General features: G+C 62.3%; 16 protein-coding genes. 2 read left to right on the plus strand and 14 right to left on the minus strand.

Going from position 1 to position 17,251, the window contains the following annotated elements:
- Nucleotides 1-3: 3 nt before the first annotated feature.
- The 3 genes from cysW to AC25BC_RS29605 are packed head-to-tail and all read right to left on the minus strand — an operon-like array spanning nt 4 to nt 2,757.
- The gene (gene cysW / locus AC25BC_RS29595; protein WP_012763299.1) at nt 4-876 is read right to left on the minus strand and encodes a sulfate ABC transporter permease subunit CysW; all 873 of its coding nucleotides are present in this window, start codon (nt 874-876) and stop codon (nt 4-6) included.
- Nucleotides 866-1,723: a sulfate ABC transporter permease subunit CysT gene (gene cysT, locus AC25BC_RS29600; RefSeq protein WP_003553931.1), complete on the minus strand. Its 858-nt coding sequence runs from the start codon at nt 1,721-1,723 to the stop codon at nt 866-868. Before cysT ends, cysW begins: the two co-directional genes overlap by 11 nt.
- An 8-nt stretch (nt 1,724-1,731) precedes the next feature.
- Nucleotides 1,732-2,757, minus strand: a complete 1,026-nt coding sequence (locus AC25BC_RS29605) for a sulfate ABC transporter substrate-binding protein (protein ID WP_012763298.1) — start codon at nt 2,755-2,757, stop codon at nt 1,732-1,734.
- Between the two features lie 361 nt (nt 2,758-3,118).
- On the opposite strand from AC25BC_RS29605, the gene AC25BC_RS29610 reads away from it, so the two are divergent.
- Nucleotides 3,119-4,135 (plus strand): porin, encoded by a 1,017-nt coding sequence (locus AC25BC_RS29610; RefSeq protein ID WP_128438636.1) that lies wholly within the window; start codon nt 3,119-3,121, stop codon nt 4,133-4,135.
- Nucleotides 4,136-4,249: 114 nt separating this feature from the next.
- On the opposite strand, the gene AC25BC_RS29615 is transcribed toward AC25BC_RS29610, so the two are convergent.
- From AC25BC_RS29615 to AC25BC_RS29650, 8 genes are all read right to left on the minus strand, one after another.
- A complete protein-coding gene (locus tag AC25BC_RS29615) occupies nt 4,250-4,705 on the minus strand; it encodes a PTS sugar transporter subunit IIA (protein WP_003553925.1) in 456 nt (151 codons plus the stop codon).
- Nucleotides 4,706-4,791: 86 nt separating this feature from the next.
- Complete coding sequence (locus tag AC25BC_RS29620) at nt 4,792-5,484, minus strand: response regulator transcription factor (protein ID WP_012763295.1); 693 nt, start codon at nt 5,482-5,484, stop codon at nt 4,792-4,794.
- Entirely contained in the window at nt 5,481-8,189 is a 2,709-nt protein-coding gene (locus tag AC25BC_RS29625; protein ID WP_128438637.1) for a sensor histidine kinase, read from the minus strand. Before AC25BC_RS29625 ends, AC25BC_RS29620 begins: the two co-directional genes overlap by 4 nt.
- Nucleotides 8,190-8,301: 112 nt before the next feature.
- Nucleotides 8,302-8,871, minus strand: a complete 570-nt coding sequence (kdpC, locus tag AC25BC_RS29630) for a potassium-transporting ATPase subunit KdpC (protein ID WP_128438638.1) — start codon at nt 8,869-8,871, stop codon at nt 8,302-8,304.
- A 34-nt stretch (nt 8,872-8,905) separates the two neighbouring features.
- Nucleotides 8,906-10,966, minus strand: coding sequence for a potassium-transporting ATPase subunit KdpB (gene kdpB, locus AC25BC_RS29635; protein ID WP_128438639.1), 2,061 nt, complete (start codon nt 10,964-10,966; stop codon nt 8,906-8,908).
- A gap of 44 nt (nt 10,967-11,010) precedes the next feature.
- Nucleotides 11,011-11,166: a hypothetical protein gene (locus AC25BC_RS29640; protein WP_164902783.1), complete on the minus strand. Its 156-nt coding sequence runs from the start codon at nt 11,164-11,166 to the stop codon at nt 11,011-11,013.
- A 9-nt stretch (nt 11,167-11,175) separates the two neighbouring features.
- On the minus strand, nt 11,176-12,879 hold the full coding sequence (kdpA, locus tag AC25BC_RS29645; RefSeq protein ID WP_128438640.1) for a potassium-transporting ATPase subunit KdpA: 1,704 nt from the start codon (nt 12,877-12,879) through the stop codon (nt 11,176-11,178).
- Nucleotides 12,880-12,948: 69 nt separating this feature from the next.
- On the minus strand, nt 12,949-13,038 hold the full coding sequence (locus AC25BC_RS29650; protein WP_003547774.1) for a K(+)-transporting ATPase subunit F: 90 nt from the start codon (nt 13,036-13,038) through the stop codon (nt 12,949-12,951).
- 489 nt (nt 13,039-13,527) lie between these two features.
- Here AC25BC_RS29650 and AC25BC_RS29655 point away from each other — a divergent pair, with 489 nt between their 5' ends.
- Complete coding sequence (locus tag AC25BC_RS29655; RefSeq protein ID WP_128438641.1) at nt 13,528-14,571, plus strand: NAD(P)-dependent alcohol dehydrogenase; 1,044 nt, start codon at nt 13,528-13,530, stop codon at nt 14,569-14,571.
- 128 nt (nt 14,572-14,699) lie between these two features.
- Here AC25BC_RS29655 and AC25BC_RS29660 read toward each other — a convergent pair whose 3' ends face one another.
- From AC25BC_RS29660 to AC25BC_RS29670, 3 genes are read right to left on the minus strand one after another with little or no spacing between them, the layout of a single operon-like run.
- On the minus strand, nt 14,700-15,269 hold the full coding sequence (locus tag AC25BC_RS29660; RefSeq protein WP_003553910.1) for a DedA family protein: 570 nt from the start codon (nt 15,267-15,269) through the stop codon (nt 14,700-14,702).
- A 43-nt stretch (nt 15,270-15,312) separates the two neighbouring features.
- Nucleotides 15,313-16,674, minus strand: coding sequence for an FAD-containing oxidoreductase (locus AC25BC_RS29665; protein ID WP_128438642.1), 1,362 nt, complete (start codon nt 16,672-16,674; stop codon nt 15,313-15,315).
- Nucleotides 16,671-17,132 carry a DUF4126 family protein gene (locus AC25BC_RS29670; RefSeq protein WP_003553906.1) on the minus strand — a complete coding sequence of 154 codons (462 nt, stop codon included), beginning with the start codon at nt 17,130-17,132 and terminating at the stop codon, nt 16,671-16,673. The genes AC25BC_RS29665 and AC25BC_RS29670 overlap by 4 nt, the downstream gene beginning before the upstream one ends.
- Between the last annotated feature and the right edge of the window lie 119 nt (nt 17,133-17,251).

The raw sequence follows: 17,251 nt of genomic DNA on the forward strand, positions 1-17,251 counted from the left end.
CCTTCAGTGCCGCCGGCTGGCGGCGATTTCTGCGCTATAGCGCATTTCCAGCAGCGTCTTCAAAACAAGAGTTACGAGCGCGAGCAAGGCCAAAAGCGTGGCGACCGCAAAAGCGCCGGTGAAATTATACTCGTTGTAGAGAATTTCTACCTGCAGCGGCATGGTGTTCGTCTGGCCGCGGATGTGGCCGGATACCACCGAGACGGCGCCGAATTCGCCCATGGCGCGGGCGTTGCAGAGAAGCACGCCGTAGAGCAGTCCCCATTTAATGTTCGGCAGCGTCACGTGCCAGAAGGTCTGCCAGCCGCTGGCGCCGAGCGAAAGCGCTGCCTCCTCGTCGGCCGTTCCTTGTTCCTGCATCAGCGGGATCAGCTCGCGGGCGACGAAGGGGAAGGTGACGAACATGGTGGCGAGGATCAACCCCGGCACGGCGAATAGGATCTTGATGTCGTGAGCGCTGAACCACTGGCCGAGCCAGGTATTGGCGCCGAACAGCAGAACGAAGACCAGGCCCGATATGACGGGCGAGACCGAGAAGGGCAGGTCGATCAGCGTCGTCAGGAACGCCTTGCCCTTGAACTCGAACTTGGCAATCGCCCAGGCGGCAGCAACCCCGAAGACGAGGTTGAGCGGCACGCTGACGCCGGCAACGATCAGTGTCAGGCGGATCGCCGAGAAGGTCTCGGCGTCCGCGAGCGCCTGGAGGAACGGGCCGGCCCCCTTGCGGAAGGCCTCGACGAAGACGGCTGCGAGCGGCAGAAGCAGGATCAGCAGCAGGAAGACGAGCGAGAGGATGATCAGGCTGAAGCGCGCGATCCTGTTTTCGGTGGTCACTGAACGCAGCTTCGTTGGTTGAGCGGTCGCATCAAGCGCCATAGCCGTACCTCCGCCTGCTCCAGCTCTGGATGAGATTGATGACGAGCAGCATGGCGAACGAGATGATCAGCATGATCGCCGCAATGCCGGTCGCTGCCGCATAATTATACTCTTCGAGCTTGATGATGATCAGCAGCGGCGCGATCTCCGATTTGAACGGCAGGTTGCCGGCGATGAAGATGACCGAGCCGTATTCGCCGACGCCGCGGGCAAAGGCCAGCGCAAAGCCGGTGAGCACGGCGGGCGCCAGCCCCGGCAGCAACACGCGGAAAATCGTCTGGAAGCGATTGGCGCCGAGCGTTGCCGCGGCCTCCTCCACTTCCTTGTCGATCTCCTCCATGACCGGCTGCACGGTACGCACCACGAAGGGCAGGCCGACGAAGATCAGCGCCACGACGATGCCGGTAGGCGTAAAGGCGATCTTGATGCCGAGCGGCGTCAGGAACTGGCCGATCCAGCCGTTCGGCGCATAGAGCGTCGTCAGTGCGATGCCGGCAACGGCGGTCGGCAGCGCGAAGGGCAGGTCGACCATGGCATCGATGATGCGCTTGCCGGGGAAGCGGTAACGCACCAGCACCCAGGCGAGAATGATGCCGAAGACGGCATTGACGATCGCGGCGATGAAGGCGCTGCCGAAGCTTATGCGCAACGCGTTCAGCGTGCGCGGATCGAGCGCGATCGACCAGAATTTCTCCCAGCCGAGCGCGCTCGACCGGACGGCAAGGCCCGAGAGCGGGATGAGGATCAGAAGGGTGAGCCAGGTCAAGGTAAAGCCGAGCGCCATTCCGAAACCCGGAATGACGCTCGGCCGTTTGAACCGCCACCGCGTGGGGCTATGTGCTTTCATGAAGTCTATTATTGGGCCGGCTTGTAGATTTGGTCAAATACGCCGCCGTCGCCGAAGAATTTAGGCTGTGCGTCCTTCCAGCCGCCGAAGTCGTCGATGGTCGCCAGCGTCAGCTTCGGGAAGCGGGCGATGTCAGCCGGATCGGCGGCTTCCGGCTTGGTCGGCCGATAGTAGTGCTTGGCGGCGATCTTCTGGCCTTCGTCCGAATAGAGGTAGTTGAGATAGGCTTCGGCGACCTTGCGCGTGCCCTTCTTGTCGACATTGCCGTCGACGACGGCGACCGGCGGATCGGCGCGGATGGAGAAGGTCGGTGTTACGATCTCGAACTGGTCGGGACCGAGCTCTTCGAGCGAAAGATAGGCTTCGTTTTCCCAGGCGAGCAGCACATCGCCGAGGCCGCGCTGGACAAAGGTGGTCGTGGCGCCGCGAGCGCCGGTGTCGAGAACCGGGACGTGCTGCAGCAGTTTCGCAACGTATTCCTGCGCCTTGGCTTCGTCGCCGCCATTTGACTGCTTGGCCCATGCCCATGCGGCAAGGAAGTTCCAGCGCGCGCCGCCCGATGTCTTCGGGTTCGGGGTGATCACCTGCACGTCGTCCTTGACCAGGTCTCCCCAATCCTTGATGCCTTTCGGGTTGCCCTTGCGCACGAGGAAGACGATCGTCGACGTATAAGGCGTCGAATTGTTGGGGAACTTGGTCTTCCAGTCGGCCGGGATCTTGCCGGTCGCCTTGGCGATGGCGTCGATATCGCCTTCGAGGGCAAGTGTCACGACATCGGCGTCGAGACCGTCGATGACCGAGCGGGCCTGGGCGCCGGAACCGCCATGCGAAGCCTGGATCGTCAGGGTTTCACCATTGTCCTTTTGCCACTTGGCGGCAAAGGCGGCATTGAAATCCTTATACAATTCGCGGGTCGGATCGTAGGAAACGTTAAGAAGCGTCTGATCTGCGAATGCCGGAGCAATGCTTCCGATCGCGAAGCTGCCTGCCATGACCGCAGCTGCGATGAGCCGGGTGAGCCGTTGTGTCTGCATGGGGAACCCTCCTGTTTTCTGCCTTAACTCTATCAACTCGGTCGTATAATGAAACAAAGGTTCTTCCGGTTCCGGCGTGGCTGTTAGAATGCCATTCCATTTAAGCGGCAATTTGGAAATGGACGTGCCGAAGTTGGCCGCGGCCAATTGGTCGCCGGGGCGCTGCCTGCCGTAGGGCCGTGTTTTTTTGGCCACAGTTCCTCCACGAAAACGACATGGTGATGCAGATTTTTGCCAAGATTTTGCCGCGATGACACTTGCGGATTCCTATATGGCTCCCGTGCGGTCGTATTCGCCGACTGCTACGCGGGGGTACCCTTGAAGTGCGCCTCGCATTCCAAACCTGTTAGGGCCATTCAAAATGAATATCAGAACTATCCTTTTTGCCTCCGTTGCCGCCCTTGCCGCGGCCTCCGGAGCCCGCGCAGCCGACGCCATCGTGGCGGCGGAACCCGAGCCCGTGGAATATGTTCGCGTTTGCGACGCCTACGGTACCGGCTATTTTTATATTCCGGGGATGGAAACATGCCTTTCGATCGGCGGTTATATCCGTACCGAAGTGCGTTTCGGTGACCATATTTCCGGCGATTCCGACGTAGACTTCTGGACTCGTGGTCAGGTCACCTTCCAGACCAAGAACGACACCGAGTACGGTACGCTCACCGGCGTCATCACACTGCGTTACAATGCCGACGATGCCTCCGATCAGGAAGCATTGCTCGATGAAGGCTATCTCGACATTGCCGGTTTCCGCGCCGGTAAGCTGTACAGCTGGTGGGATGACGACATGAGCGGCGAGACCGATACGCTCGCCAGCAACGAGACGACCCACAACTCGATCCGTTATCAGTACGAGAATGGCGCTTTCGCGGCCGGCATCTCGGTCGACGAACTCGAAGAAGTCTACGCCACCAAGCCGGGCGACGGCCCGAACAACTTTGGTGTCGCAGGCCAGGTCTCCTACAAGGCCGGCGCCATCAGCGCTTACCTGCTTGCCGGTTACGACACCGACACCAGCGAAGTCGCTGTCCGCGGTATCGTTTATGCCGACATCGGCCCGGGCACGCTCGGCATTGCCGGCGTATGGGCAAGCGGCGCCAACTACTACTACGAAGAGTCCGAATGGACGATCGCAGCAGAGTATGCCTTGAAGATCAACGACAAGTGGTCGGTCACCCCGGGCTTCCAGTACTTCGAGAACATTGCTCTCGAGGCTGACGGCAACGGTTTCACCGGCGGCAGCGCCTACACGACCGGTGTCACCATCGACTACCAGATCGTCGAAGACCTGCGTTCGAAGCTCAGCGTGCAATATCACGATGAGGACGAAGGCGACGACGAAGTGTTCGGCTTCCTGCGCTTCCAGCGCGATTTCTAAGATAGTCTGATTGCAGACGAGCGGGCGCGGCCTTCGGGCCGCGCCTTTTTTATGATGCCGAAACGTGTGAGCGGTTTTCGGACGACATCATGCTCCCGCTATTCAATTTGGACGTCATACCCGTGAATCGGCGATGAAATCGGAATAGTATTCGTCGACCGTTCGTGCCTTGCGCATGGCGACAAGCGTGCCGTCCGATTGCAGCCGCCTGGCGATCGCAGAAAGCACGTTCAGATATTCGCCGCGATTGTTTTCCCCGAAGAGCAGCACGAAGGCGATATCCGTCGGGATATCGTCGATCGCCTCGAAATCCAGCGGATGGGCAAAGCGGAGGAGAAGGCCGCGCGGGCTGGTCATGCCGTCGATTGCCGCATGCGGGATGGCGATGCCGTTGCCGATCCCCGTCGAGCCGAGCTTCTCACGCGCTTCGAGCGCCTTCAGGATGGTCTGGCCGTCGACGGAGAAAGCCTTGGCGGCTTTGTCGGCGATGGTCTGCAGCGCGCGCCATTTCGTCGGCGCCGACACGCCGATGAAGGTGTGTTCCGGGCGGATGATGTTGGGAAGGTTCATGTCATTCTCGATACTGTTCGGCTCGATACTGTTCGGCTCGATACTGCTCGGCTCGATAGTGTTCCGGCAGCGGGAGGGAAGGGAGTTCAATCCGGTTCCCTGAGCCGGTAGCCAACGCCGGTCTCGGTGGTGATATAGTGCGGCTGGTCGGGAATCTGCTCGACCTTTTGCCGCAGCTGCCGGACATAGACGCGCAGATACTGCACATCCGCCGCCGGCCCCCATACCTGCTTTAGAAGAAACTGGTGTGTCAGCACCTTGCCGGCATGCTGGGCGAGCACGCGCAGGATGTCGTATTCCTTCGGCGACAGCTTTATTTCCGCGCCTTCGACCTTGACGATGCGCTTGACGAGATCGATCGACAGCCCGCCGGTCTGGAAGATCGCCTTTTCGCCCTGTTGCTGCAGGCGGTGGCGCAGCGCCACGCGGATGCGGGCGCCGAGTTCGTTGATGCCGAAGGGCTTGGTGACGTAATCGTCGGCGCCGCTTTCCAGCGCCTTGACGATACCGGCCTCGTCGGTGCGGCTGGACAAAATGACGACGGGCATGGAAAGCCCTTCGTCGCGCCACACCTGCAGCAAGTCGTGGCCTGATGTGTCGGGCAGGCCGAGGTCGAGCACGATGAGGTCGGGCATGTCGTCGGCGACCGACTGACGGGCGGCGGCGGCGTTCGGCGCCTCGCGCACCTCGTAGCCCTGCGCGGTCAGGCCGACGCGGAGCAGCTTGCGGATCGGAGGCTCGTCGTCGACGACGAGGATCTTGACGGCTGAACCGGTCATCGGAGTTCATCCAGTTTCGGAATGTCGTTGGGTTTCGGCAGGCGGATGGTGAAGACGGCGCCCGGACGGCCCGTCCGGTTGCCGGCGGTGATCGTGCCGCCCATCGCCTCGATGAAGCCGCGGCAGATGGAAAGGCCAAGCCCGGTGCCGGCGCGCACCTGATCGCCCTTGCGCACGCGGTAGAAGGTGTCGAAGACGCGGGTGAGATCGGTCGGCGGAATGCCTGGGCCTTCGTCCGAAATCTGCACAACGACGTTGTCGGCATCGGCCCAGCCCTCGATATGGATCACCGATTGCTCGGGCGCATATTTCGCGGCATTGTCGAGCAGGTTGAAGATCACCTGCTCAAACAGGACGGGATCGACGCGCACCATCGGCAAGTCGGCGGGAATACTCATCTCTGTCTTGTGGCCGTCGAGGATCTTTGCGGCACGGCGAAGTGCGCTGCCGACGATATCGCCGGCATAATGCAGTGCCGAGTTCGGTTCCATCGCGCCGGATTCGATCTTGGTCATGTCGAGCAGATTGGCGATGAAGCGGTTGAGGCGTTCGGATTCGTCGACGACGGTCGACAGCAGATCGCTGCGATCCTCCTCTGGCATCGAGGCGAAATAGTCGCGCAGCGTGCCGGCGGCGCCGAGGATGGCGGCAAGCGGTGTCTTCAGGTCGTGCGAGATCGATGTCAGCAGCGCCGAGCGCAACCGATCGGCTTCGGCCCCAAGTCTTGCCCGGTCGACATCGGCGACGAGCTGCACACGTTCGATGGCAAGGGCCGCCTGGTCGGCGAGCGCATCGAGCAGCCGCTGTTGCTCTGGCGTCAGCAGCGGCCCGTCGCGGCGGTCGCTGTCGAGGCCGATGACGCCGACGGCGGTGCGCCCGGTTCTCAGCGGCACATAGAGGCGCTTGGCGCCGGGCAGGGTATCGGCGCCGCGGCCGGCGGCGTGGTTGTGCTCCCAGGCCCAGCGGGCGGCGGCAATATCCGCGTCATCGAGCGTATCATCAGGCGGATAACCGGCCTTGACGGCGATGCTGCCCTCTTCCGGCAGCAGCAGCACGACGCGGACCTTCAGCATCGAGGCAAGCTGGAAGGCGGTTGCCCAGAGCACGTCATCGAGCGTGCCGGTGCTGGCGAGCTTTTTCGAGAAGAGATAAAGGTCTTCCGTCGTGCGCGCCCGCTGGCGGGCGGCGGCGGCCTGGCGCTGCACGGTTGCCGTCAGGTTGCTGGCGATGATGGCGACGCCCAGGAAGAAGAAGAGCGCAAGTACGCTTTCCGGATCGCTGATCGTCAGCGTGTAGCGCGGCGGCAGGAAGAAGAAGTTGAAGGACAGCGCGCTGAGGATGCAACTGTAAAGGGCCGGCCGCAGGCCGTGGAGGACGGCTGAGGTCAGCACGGCCATCAGAAAGACGAGGGCGAGGTTGCGCACGTCGAGCACCTGGTCGAGCACGACGCCGACGGCGAGCGCGATGGCGACATAACCGGTCGCCAGCAGATAGGCCCTGAGATCCAGTGGCGGCGGGGTGGCCGCCGCCCTCACACCGCGCGCGGTGGTGCCGTCCTTCTCATTGCCGGAAATGACATGGACGCTGATCTCGCCGGCCCTGCGGATCAGCTCGTCGGTGATCGAGCGGCCCCACCAGTCCCGCCATGTCGGCTTCTTCGGGGCGCCGATGACGATATGGGTGACGTTGTTGGCAGTGGCGTGGCCGACGAGCTCTTCAGCCACCTCGCGACCGGGAAGGGTAATCGCCTCGCCACCGAGCTGCTCGGCGAGGCGCAGCGTCGCGGCGACGGTATCGCGTTCGGCTTCGGTCAGATTGATCGAGCGGTTGGTCTCGATATAGACGGCGGCCCATGGCGCACGCAGCCGCGAGGCCATGCGGGCGGCGTAACGCACCAGCGAAGCGGAACGTGAATGGTGGTCGACCGAAACGAGCACCCGCTCGCCCGCCGCCCATGGGCCGGAAATTGCATGGGCCTGCATATGGGAAAGCAACTGGTCGTCGACGCGCTGGGCGGTCTTGCGCAGCGCAAGTTCTCTGAGCGCCGTCAGGTTGCCAGGCGTGAAATAGTTGGTCAGCGCCCGCTCGGCGGTGCGCGGCATGTAGACCTTGCCGTCATGCAGGCGCTTGATCAGATCATCCGGCGTCAGGTCGATGATCTCGATGTCGTCGGCAAGGTCGATGATCGAGTCCGGCACAGTCTCGCGCACGCGGATGCGGGTGATCTGCGAGACGACGTCGTTCAGGCTTTCGACGTGCTGGATGTTCAGCGTCGTATAGACGTCGATACCGCGATCGAGCAATTCCTTGACGTCGAGATAACGCTTCGGATGGCGGCTGCCCTCGGCATTGGTGTGGGCGAGTTCGTCGACCAGCACGAGATCAGGCCGGCGGGCAAGGATGCCGTCGAGGTCCATTTCCTCGAGCGCCCGGCCCCTGTAGCTGATTTCGACGCGAGGGATGATCTCGAAGCCGGGGATAAGCGCTTCGGTCTCCTTACGGTCGTGGGTCTCGACGACGCCGATGACGACATCGAGACCGTCGGCGATCTTGGCACGGCCGGAGACGAGCATCTCGTAAGTCTTGCCGACACCGGGTGCGGCTCCGAGAAAGATCTTCAGACGGCCGCGCGTTTCAGCCCGGGCTTTTTCGAGAAGCGCATCGGGCGAGGGCCTGCCGGCCTGGTCGCGATTGTCGTCTGGCATGCGTATGGTCTTTCTGCAGGTGGCTGCCGAGGACGGGCGCTATGTTTTCCTATCCTTCGCCCCTCCGACGAGCGCAGCGATGGGAAGAAAAAGGGCGCCCAGCCTGCCAGGGTCACTCAGTCATAGAAGCATCAAGGCTCTGATTCAACGCCAGAACATTGACTGTGGGTTCGCCGAGAATGCCGAGTTCGCGGCCTTGGACGGCGCCGTCGACCAGCGCCTTGACCTTGGCCTCATCAAGGCTTCGCGCCTTGGCAACACGCGCCACCTGGAAATAGGCAGCCTCCGGCGAGATATGCGGATCGAGGCCGCTGCCCGAAGCGGTGACGAGGTCGGCCGGCACCTCCGCGTTCGGGTTCGTCGCTTTGGCGGCGTTGTAGTCGCCCTTGACGCGGTCGATCAGCTTCTGGCTGGTCGGGCCGAGATTCGAGCCGCTGGAGGCAGCCGCATTGTAGCCGTCGCCGGCGGCCGAAGGACGGCCGTGGAAATATTTGTCGCTGGTGAAGGCCTGGCCGATCAGCATCGAGCCGATCACCTGGCCGTTGTTCCCGATCAGGCTGCCGTTCGCTTGGGCCGGGAACAGGGCCTGGGCAGCACCCGTCATGGCAAGCGGATAAAGCAGGCCGGTGATGGCGGTGGTGGCAACGATCATGACGACCGCCGGACGAAGTTCTTTCAACATAGTCTTACTCCTTCGAGTGTTCAGACGGCTTCCGTTAGGCAAGGCCGAGGGCTGCGACAGCCATGTCGATCGCCTTGATGCCGATGAAGGGAACGATGATGCCGCCGGCGCCGTAGATCAGCAGGTTGCGCGACAACAGCGCACCGGCGCCGATCGGACGGTAGCGGACACCCTTCAACGACAGCGGGATCAGCGCGATGATGATCAGTGCATTGAAGATGATTGCCGAGAGGATGGCGCTTTGCGGCGTCGACAGCCCCATGATGTTCAAGACGCCGAGCTGCGGGTAGAAGGTCAGGAACATCGCCGGGATGATGGCGAAGTACTTGGCGATGTCGTTGGCGATCGAAAACGTTGTCAGCGCGCCGCGCGTCATCAACAGTTGCTTGCCGATCTCGACGATCTCGATGAGCTTCGTCGGGTCCGAATCGAGATCGACCATGTTTCCGGCCTCGCGGGCGGCGACCGTGCCGGTGTTCATGGCGACGCCGACATCGGCCTGGGCGAGCGCCGGCGCATCGTTGGTGCCGTCGCCGCACATGGCGACGAGCTTGCCCTTCGACTGTTCCTCGCGCATCAGCGCCAGCTTCATCTCTGGCGTGGCTTGGGCGAGGAAGTCGTCGACGCCGGCCTCGGCGGCGATGGCCGCTGCCGTCAGCGGGTTGTCGCCTGTTATCATCACGGTGCGGATGCCCATGCGGCGAAGCTCGGTGAAACGCTCGCGGATGCCGCCCTTGACGATATCCTTCAGCTGGATGACGCCGAGCAGCCTGCCGTCGCGGGCAACGGCCAGCGGCGTGCCGCCGGATTTGGCGACCTCGTCGGAGATCGATTGCAGTTCGCGGACGATCTCGCTGCCGTTTTTCGAGGATGCGTCGCCGTTGACATGAGCCAGCACCGCATCGACCGCACCCTTGCGGATCGAGGAACCGTCGAGATCGACACCGCTCATGCGGGTCTGGGCGGTGAAGGGCACGAAGGTCGCCTTGAGGCTTGCCATGTCGCGGCCGCGGATCGCATATTTCTCCTTGGCGAGCACGACGATGGAGCGGCCTTCCGGCGTTTCGTCGGCAAGCGAGGCGAGCTGGGCGGCATCGGCGAGATCCTGCTCGGAAACGCCGCGAACCGGGCGGAAGGTCGTCGCCTGACGATTGCCGAGCGTGATCGTGCCGGTCTTGTCGAGCAGCAGCGTATCGACGTCGCCGGCAGCTTCGACCGCGCGGCCGGACATGGCGAGCACGTTGAAGCGAACGAGGCGGTCCATGCCGGCAATGCCGATTGCCGACAGCAGCGCGCCGATCGTCGTCGGGATCAGCGTGACGAAGAGGGCGACGAGCACGATGATCGGGATCGAGCCGCCGGCATAAATGGCAAAGCTCGGGATCGTCGCGGTGGCGAGCACGAAGATCAGCGTCATACCGGCAAGCAGGATGTTGAGCGCGATCTCGTTCGGGGTCTTCTGGCGCTCCGCACCTTCGACGAGCGCAATCATCCGGTCGATGAAGGTCGAGCCGGCAGCCGCGGTGATGCGCACGCGGATCCAGTCGGACAGCACCTGCGTGCCACCGGTGACGGCCGAGCGGTCGCCGCCGGATTCGCGGATGACAGGGGCGGATTCGCCTGTTATCGCCGCTTCGTTGACCGAGGCCACACCTTCGATCACTTCGCCGTCCGACGGGATGATGTCACCGGCATCGACGATCACGACATCGCCAACCTTCAGGCTGGTACCGGGCACCAACTTGAATTGGGTGCGGTCCGTACCGGTCAGAAGCTTCGCCTGGGTTTCGATACGCGCCTTGCGCAGCGAATCCGCCTGCGCCTTGCCGCGGCCTTCGGCGACGGCTTCGGCGAAATTGGCAAAGAGCACGGTGAACCAGAGCCAGATATTGATCTGGAACGAGAAGCCGAGATTGCCGTTGCCCGCCACCAGATCGCGCAGGAAAAGAACGGTGGTCAGTGCCGAGACCGTGGCCACGACAAACATGACCGGATTTCTGGCAAGCGCCCGCGGATTGAGCTTTTTGAAAGCGGCCCCCACGGCCGGAATGAGGATGCGAGAGTCCATGACGCTCGCGGATTTTGCCTGGCTCATAAGAGACTCCAGCTTTGAAACGAGGACGGCGAACCGGAAGCCGGTCAGCCCTGTAGGATCTTGAAGATGGCGGCGATGACGAGGAGGCCTGCCATCATCACCAGGATGATGTCGGAGGCTTGGGGTCTCGGGCCATTCTCTCGTCCCGGCGCACCGGGACGAGGGTGGAAGGCGTTGCGAAGCCTGTGACGGAGGATCATGACATCACCTCAGAAGGTCTGGCCGGCGATCATGACCAGGTGCTCGACGACAGGGCCAAGGGCGAGCGCCGGGAAGAAGGTCAGGCCGCCGACGATCAGGATCGTGCCGACGAGCAGGCCGACAAAGAGCGGACCATCCGTCGGGAAGGTGCCTGCCGTGGCTGGAACCGACTTCTTGGCGATCAGCGAACCGGCGATGGCAAGCGCCGGGATGATGACCAGGAAGCGGCCCATCAGCATGCCGAGGCCAAGGGTAATGTTGTACCAGGGCGTATTGCCGGTGAGGCCGCCGAAAGCCGAGCCGTTGTTGGCCGCAGCCGAGCTATAGGCATAGAGGATTTCGGAGAAGCCGTGCGGACCCGCGGTCCCCACCGATGCAACCGCACTTGGAAGGACGCTTGCGATTGCCGTGAAGACCAGCATGGCGAGCGGCAGGCAGAGGATGGCGAGAACGGCCATCTTCATTTCTTTCGCCTCGATTTTCTTGCCGAGATATTCCGGCGTGCGGCCAACCATCAGGCCGGCGACGAAGACTGCGACGATGATGAAGAGCAGAATGCCGTAGAAACCCGCGCCGACACCGCCGACGATAACTTCGCCGAGCTGCATGTTGATCAGCGGGATGAGGCCGCCGAGTGCGGTGAAGCTGCCGTGCATCGCATTGACGGCGCCGCACGAGGCCGCGGTGGTGATGACCGCAAAGAGCGAGGACAGGGCGACGCCGAAGCGGACTTCCTTGCCTTCCATATTGCCGCCGCCAAGACCGAAAGCATGCATCAGCGGGTTGCCGGCAGCTTCCGCCCAATAGGTGACACCGACACCGGCGATGAACAGGATGCCCATCGTGGCAAGGATCGCCCAGCCCTGGCGCTGGTTGCCGACCATGCGGCCGAAGACGTTGGTCAAAGCCGCGCCGATCGCGAAGATCGAGACCATCTGGATGAGATTGGAGATCGCGTCGGGATTTTCGAACGGATGGGCCGAATTGGCGTTGAAGAAGCCGCCGCCATTGGTGCCGAGCATCTTGATCGCAAGCTGCGAGGCGACAGGCCCTACCGCAATCGTCTGCTGCGCACCTTCGAGCGTGGTGGCATTGACATAAGCGCCAAGCGTCTGCGGCACGCCGAGGTAGACGTAGACCAGTGTCAGCACGATGCAGATCGGCAGCAGCACATAGAAGGTTGCCCTCGTCATATCGACCCAGAAATTGCCGACGACCTTGCCCGAAGCGCGCGAGAAGGCGCGGATGAAGGCGAGCGCGATGGCGATGCCCGTCGCCGCAGAGACGAAGTTCTGGACGGTGAAGCCGGCCATCTGGGTCAGATAGGACATCGTGCTTTCGCCGCCGTAGTTCTGCCAGTTGGTGTTGCTGACGAAGCTGACGGCGGTGTTGAAGGAAAGCTCGGGCGGGACGGCTGCCATGCCGGCCGGATTATAGGGAAGGCCGGCCTGCAAGCGTTGCAGCGCGTAAAGTATGATGACACCAAGCAGGCTGAAGAGCAGCACGGCGAAGGCATAAGAGGTCCAATGCTGTTCCTCGCCTTCGCTGGTGCCGGCAAGGCGGTAAAGCCCCCGTTCGATCGGAACGAGGACCGGTGACAGGAAAGTGCGCTCGCCGCTGAAGACACGCGTCATGTAACCGCCGAGCGGTTTGACGAGCACGAGGACGATCCCGCAGTAAAGCAGGATCTGAAGCCATCCGTTGAGGGTCATGGAGGTAAACTTTCAATACCCGGCTGCCTCTCGGTCGCGCATGGGCGACCGCAGAAGTGCCAGTTCTCTTCAAAAGCGTTCTGGGCGAAGGAGAGCGTAGGTGAGGTAGACGGTGAGAAACACGGTCACGGCACCGCTCAAGACATAATCGAGGGTCATCGTCGTTTCTCCGGTCAAAGCCTGTCGCAGGCTCGGGTGTAGGCAAAGCACAGCGCGAAGAATATGGTCGCCGTGCCAAGTAAAATGATATCCATCATGATCGTGACTCCTGTTGTTCTTCTTGGAGTCAGACAAGACAAAGGGCGCTGGGAGGCTGCCTTTCATGCTTTCTGGCGTGGAGATGATCTTCCGACCTCTCGCACATCAATATGGAGCCGAAGCGCATAAAGGTTCGAGACGGACGACGGGCCATCAATATAAAAATCTTATAAATGCCCATACGGGCCGCTCGCCATCGGACCAGCCTGGTGCAGTTTTCGGGCGGGCCGCTGCCGGTGCTGAGCCGCGGCAGATCTGCGTGAGCAGTTTTTCATTTGTTGAGCAAAAGCCTTCTCAATCTGGTTGAATTGGGAAGGCTTCGGGCTTTATAGTCGGCTTCAACGCTGCCCGATGAAACCATGGGCAAGCCACTAGGGAAGGAAACCGACGATGACCAAAGTCCGTGCGCTTGTCCTCGAGCGCCAGCATGAGCTTGCGCTCCGCGATATCGATCTGCCGCTCGAAACCGGCCCCGGCGAGGTAAAGATCAGGATCCACACGGTCGGCGTCTGCGGTTCAGACGTGCATTATTACACGCACGGCAAGATCGGCCCCTTCATCGTCAACGCGCCGATGGTGCTCGGCCATGAGGCGGCGGGCACGGTGGTCGAGGTCGGCGCCGGCGTCACGCATCTGAAAGTCGGCGACCGCGTCTGCATGGAGCCCGGCATTCCCGATCCGAATTCCAAGGCAAGCCGGCTCGGCATGTACAATATCGACCCGGCCGTGACCTTCTGGGCGACCCCGCCGATCCACGGCGTGCTGACGCCGGAGGTCGTGCATCCCGCCAACTACACCTTCAAGCTGCCCGACAATGTCAGCTTCGCCGAAGGCGCCATGGTCGAGCCCTTCGCCGTCGGCATGCAGGCGGCCACCAAGGCGAAGATTACGCCTGGTGATACTGCCGTCGTCCTCGGCGCCGGGCCGATCGGCACGATGGTGGCGATCGCGGCGCTTGCCGGCGGCTGCGCCCGCGCCATCGTCGCCGATCTTGCCCAGCCGAAGCTCGATATCGCCGTGCAGTACCAGGGCGTCATTCCGGTCAATATCCGCGAGAAGAACCTGGCCGAAGAGGTTGCCCGGCTGACCGACGGCTGGGGCGCCGATGTCGTCTTCGAATGCTCCGGCTCGCCGAAGGCCTGGGAGACGATCATGGCGCTGCCGCGCCCAGGCGGCGTCATCGTCGTCGTCGGCCTGCCGGTCAACCCGATCGGCTTCGACGTCTCGACGGCATCCACCAAGGAAATCCGCGTCGAGACAGTGTTCCGCTACGCGCATCAGTATGAGCGCTCGATCGCGCTGCTCGGCTCGGGACGCGTGGATCTGAAGCCGCTGATATCAGAGACCTTTAAGTTCGAAGATTCGATCAAGGCGTTTGATCGCGCCGTCGAGGCCCGGCCAAGCGACGTGAAGCTGCAGATCGTGATGGACTAGAGCATGATGATGCCGAAAAGTGTGATCGGTTTTCGGACAACAACATGCTCAAACTATATAATTTAGAACAGGATTCGGGCTTTAGGCCGACCCGGCCTAAAATCATCCTGTTCTAGGACGTCATACCGCTATGAGTGCCTGGCGCTCAGTTTCATCTTGCGAAAGACAAGGGCCGCGGCTGCGACGACAGCCGCGGCTCCGATTGCAATCAGCAGATGACGGTGCAGCGGAAGGTGGCCCAATGTCTGTTGGATGCCGTGCCCGAAGAGATAGCCGAGCGCCGTGAAAAGCTGCCCCCACGCAAACGCGGCCACGGCATTCAGGATGATGAATTTTCCGGTCGCTATTCGCGTTGTCCCGATGACGATCGGGCTGATCGTCCGCAATCCCACCAGGAAACGAAACGCAAGGATGAAGCCGGTCGGATATCTTTCCAGAAGGCGGGTGGCGCGCGCCAGCGCCGGTCTTTCCATCAGCCGGCGCACGAGACCCCATCGAGCCGCATAACGGCCGGCGAAGAACCAGAACTGATCGCCGGCGAAGGATCCTGCCGTTGCCGCAAGCGACGCCGACCAATAGGTCAGCAGTCCGCGGTGGGAAATCACGCCGCCGAGGAAGGCGGCTGTTTCGCCTTCGAAGGCCGCACCCAGAAATATCGCCAACAGGCCGTAGTGCTCGATCAGCAGTTCGATAGACACTCAGCCCGCCTCCAGCTGTCGATTTCGAAGCATCAATTCATCGCTAAACCGGCTTCAAATCCCCAAGCAGCGTCGGGATCAGCTCCGACACCGTCGGATGGATAGGCACCGACCATTGCAATGCGGGATAGGTCGTTCCTGCATTCATCGCATCGATGATGCCGTGGATCACCTCGTCGCCCTCGATGCCGAGTATCGCCGCGCCGAGGATTTTTTTGGTCTCGGCGTCGGCGATCACCTTCATGAATCCCTTGGTCTCGCCGCGCTCGTTGGCGCGGCCGACGCGGCTCATCGGCCGGGTCGAGATCAGGATCTTGTGTCCCGAGGCGCGCGCCTGCTTCTCCGTCATGCCGACACGGCCAAGCGGCGGGTCGATATAGAGCGCATAGGCCAGGATGCGGCTCGAGAGTTTGCGGTCGTCGCTGTCGAGCAGATTGGCGGCGGCGATCTCGAAATCATTGTAGGAGGTGTGAGTGAAGGCGCCGTGGCCGTTACAGTCGCCGAGCGCCCAGATGCCGTCGACATTGGTGGCAAGCTTGTCGTCGACGGTAATGAAGCCGCGTCCGTCGGTGATGACGCCGGCGGCATCGAGGCCGAGATCGTCGGTGTTCGGTTTGCGGCCGGTGGCAATCAGCACATGGCTCGCATCGATCCTCGCTGAATCGGTGGCGACCGTTATTCCGTCGCTGCTCTTGGAAAAGGCGATCTCGCTGGCGCCGGTATGAATGTCGATGCCCTCCGAGCGCAGGACGTCGGCGATCGCGTCGGATATATCCTCGTCCTCGCGCGATGCGAGCTTCGGACCATGCTCGATAACGCTGACTTCGGCGCCGAAACGGCGATACATCTGCGCGAATTCCAGCCCGATATAACTGCCGCCGATGACGGCCAGATGCCGTGGCAGGGAGTCGAGATCGATGATCGAAGTGCTGGTGAGGTAATCGATATCGTTGATCCCGGGCAGATCGGGGATGACTGGCCGTGCTCCGACATTGAGAAAGATGCGCGGTGCGGTCAGTGTTTCGCCGTTGACGCTGACGGTCTTCGGGTCCTCGAAACGGGCGTGGCCATAGATAACGGTCATGCCGTCCATGCCGGCGAACCAGCCGATCAGGCCGTTGCGGGCGTTCATGGTCACGGTTTCGGCGCGCGCCCTGACCACCTTCATGTCGATGGCGATCTCGCCTGGGATATTGACGCCGTAGGTGGCGCCGTTTCTTGCGACATGGGCGGCGCGGGCGCTGGCGACCAGCGTTTTCGTCGGCATGCAGCCGGCGTTGACGCAGGTGCCGCCGAGGAACTTGCGCTCGATCAGCGCCACCTTCATGCCCTTTTCGACCATCCTTGCGGCAAGAAACGGGCCGGCCTGGCCGGCGCCGATAACGATGGCGTCGAAGCTTTTCATGCGACGGCCCCCACGATCAGCACCGCGCCGATGACGGCGACGGCATCCTCGATGAGAGCGGCCGGCAGATCCTTGCCGAAGGACGCGGCAAGTCTGCCGCGGACGGCGGCGCCACCATATGTGCCGATGACGGCGCCGATCACGCCGGCAATCAGCCCGCCGAAAAGCAGGCTGCTGGCGGCGCCGATCGTGGCGCCGGCCAGCGCGCCGGAGACGATGCGGGCGCCGAACTGCATCGGCACCTTGCGCGACGGCGTGGTCGGCAACTGGTCAGCGATCAGTTCGACGATGGCGAGAAGCGTGAAGATCCACGGCGTCCACTGGTAACCCATGAAGGCAAGCGGCGTCTGCGAGACATCAAACCATCCAAGCGCCGCGCCCCAGGCAACGGCGGCAGGCGCGGTCATCGTGCGAAGCCCGGCAATGACACCAATCAGTAATGCAAGAAGCAGAAACATGCATGATCCCCTTTTTGCCGGCTCTTGCCGTCGTCAGGGAAGGTTGCACATTGTCAGGCGCGTGGCAATTCGCCCTTTCGCGTCAAAGGCTAAGCGCGTCGCGTCAAACCGGAATCATG

The sequence above is a fragment of the Rhizobium sp. WSM409 genome (assembly GCF_057653825.1).

Bases quoted from the DNA above. Each gene is read 5' to 3' on its own strand.
- AC25BC_RS29625 (WP_128438637.1), bottom strand. From the start codon at position 8,189: ATGCCAGACGACAATCGCGACCAGGCCGGCAGGCCCTCGCCCGATGCG.
- kdpA (WP_128438640.1), bottom strand. From the start codon at position 12,879: ATGACCCTCAACGGATGGCTTCAGATCCTGCTTTACTGCGGGATCGTC.
- cysW (WP_012763299.1), bottom strand. From the start codon at position 876: ATGGCGCTTGATGCGACCGCTCAACCAACGAAGCTGCGTTCAGTGACC.
- AC25BC_RS29620 (WP_012763295.1), bottom strand. From the start codon at position 5,484: ATGACCGGTTCAGCCGTCAAGATCCTCGTCGTCGACGACGAGCCTCCG.
- cysT (WP_003553931.1), bottom strand. From the start codon at position 1,723: ATGAAAGCACATAGCCCCACGCGGTGGCGGTTCAAACGGCCGAGCGTC.
- kdpB (WP_128438639.1), bottom strand. From the start codon at position 10,966: ATGAGCCAGGCAAAATCCGCGAGCGTCATGGACTCTCGCATCCTCATT.
- AC25BC_RS29655 (WP_128438641.1), top strand. From the start codon at position 13,528: ATGACCAAAGTCCGTGCGCTTGTCCTCGAGCGCCAGCATGAGCTTGCG.
- AC25BC_RS29610 (WP_128438636.1), top strand. From the start codon at position 3,119: ATGAATATCAGAACTATCCTTTTTGCCTCCGTTGCCGCCCTTGCCGCG.
- kdpC (WP_128438638.1), bottom strand. From the start codon at position 8,871: ATGTTGAAAGAACTTCGTCCGGCGGTCGTCATGATCGTTGCCACCACC.
- AC25BC_RS29640 (WP_164902783.1), bottom strand. From the start codon at position 11,166: ATGATCCTCCGTCACAGGCTTCGCAACGCCTTCCACCCTCGTCCCGGT.
- AC25BC_RS29650 (WP_003547774.1), bottom strand. From the start codon at position 13,038: ATGACCCTCGATTATGTCTTGAGCGGTGCCGTGACCGTGTTTCTCACC.
- AC25BC_RS29665 (WP_128438642.1), bottom strand. From the start codon at position 16,674: ATGAAAAGCTTCGACGCCATCGTTATCGGCGCCGGCCAGGCCGGCCCG.
- AC25BC_RS29670 (WP_003553906.1), bottom strand. From the start codon at position 17,132: ATGTTTCTGCTTCTTGCATTACTGATTGGTGTCATTGCCGGGCTTCGC.
- AC25BC_RS29605 (WP_012763298.1), bottom strand. From the start codon at position 2,757: ATGCAGACACAACGGCTCACCCGGCTCATCGCAGCTGCGGTCATGGCA.
- AC25BC_RS29615 (WP_003553925.1), bottom strand. From the start codon at position 4,705: ATGAACCTTCCCAACATCATCCGCCCGGAACACACCTTCATCGGCGTG.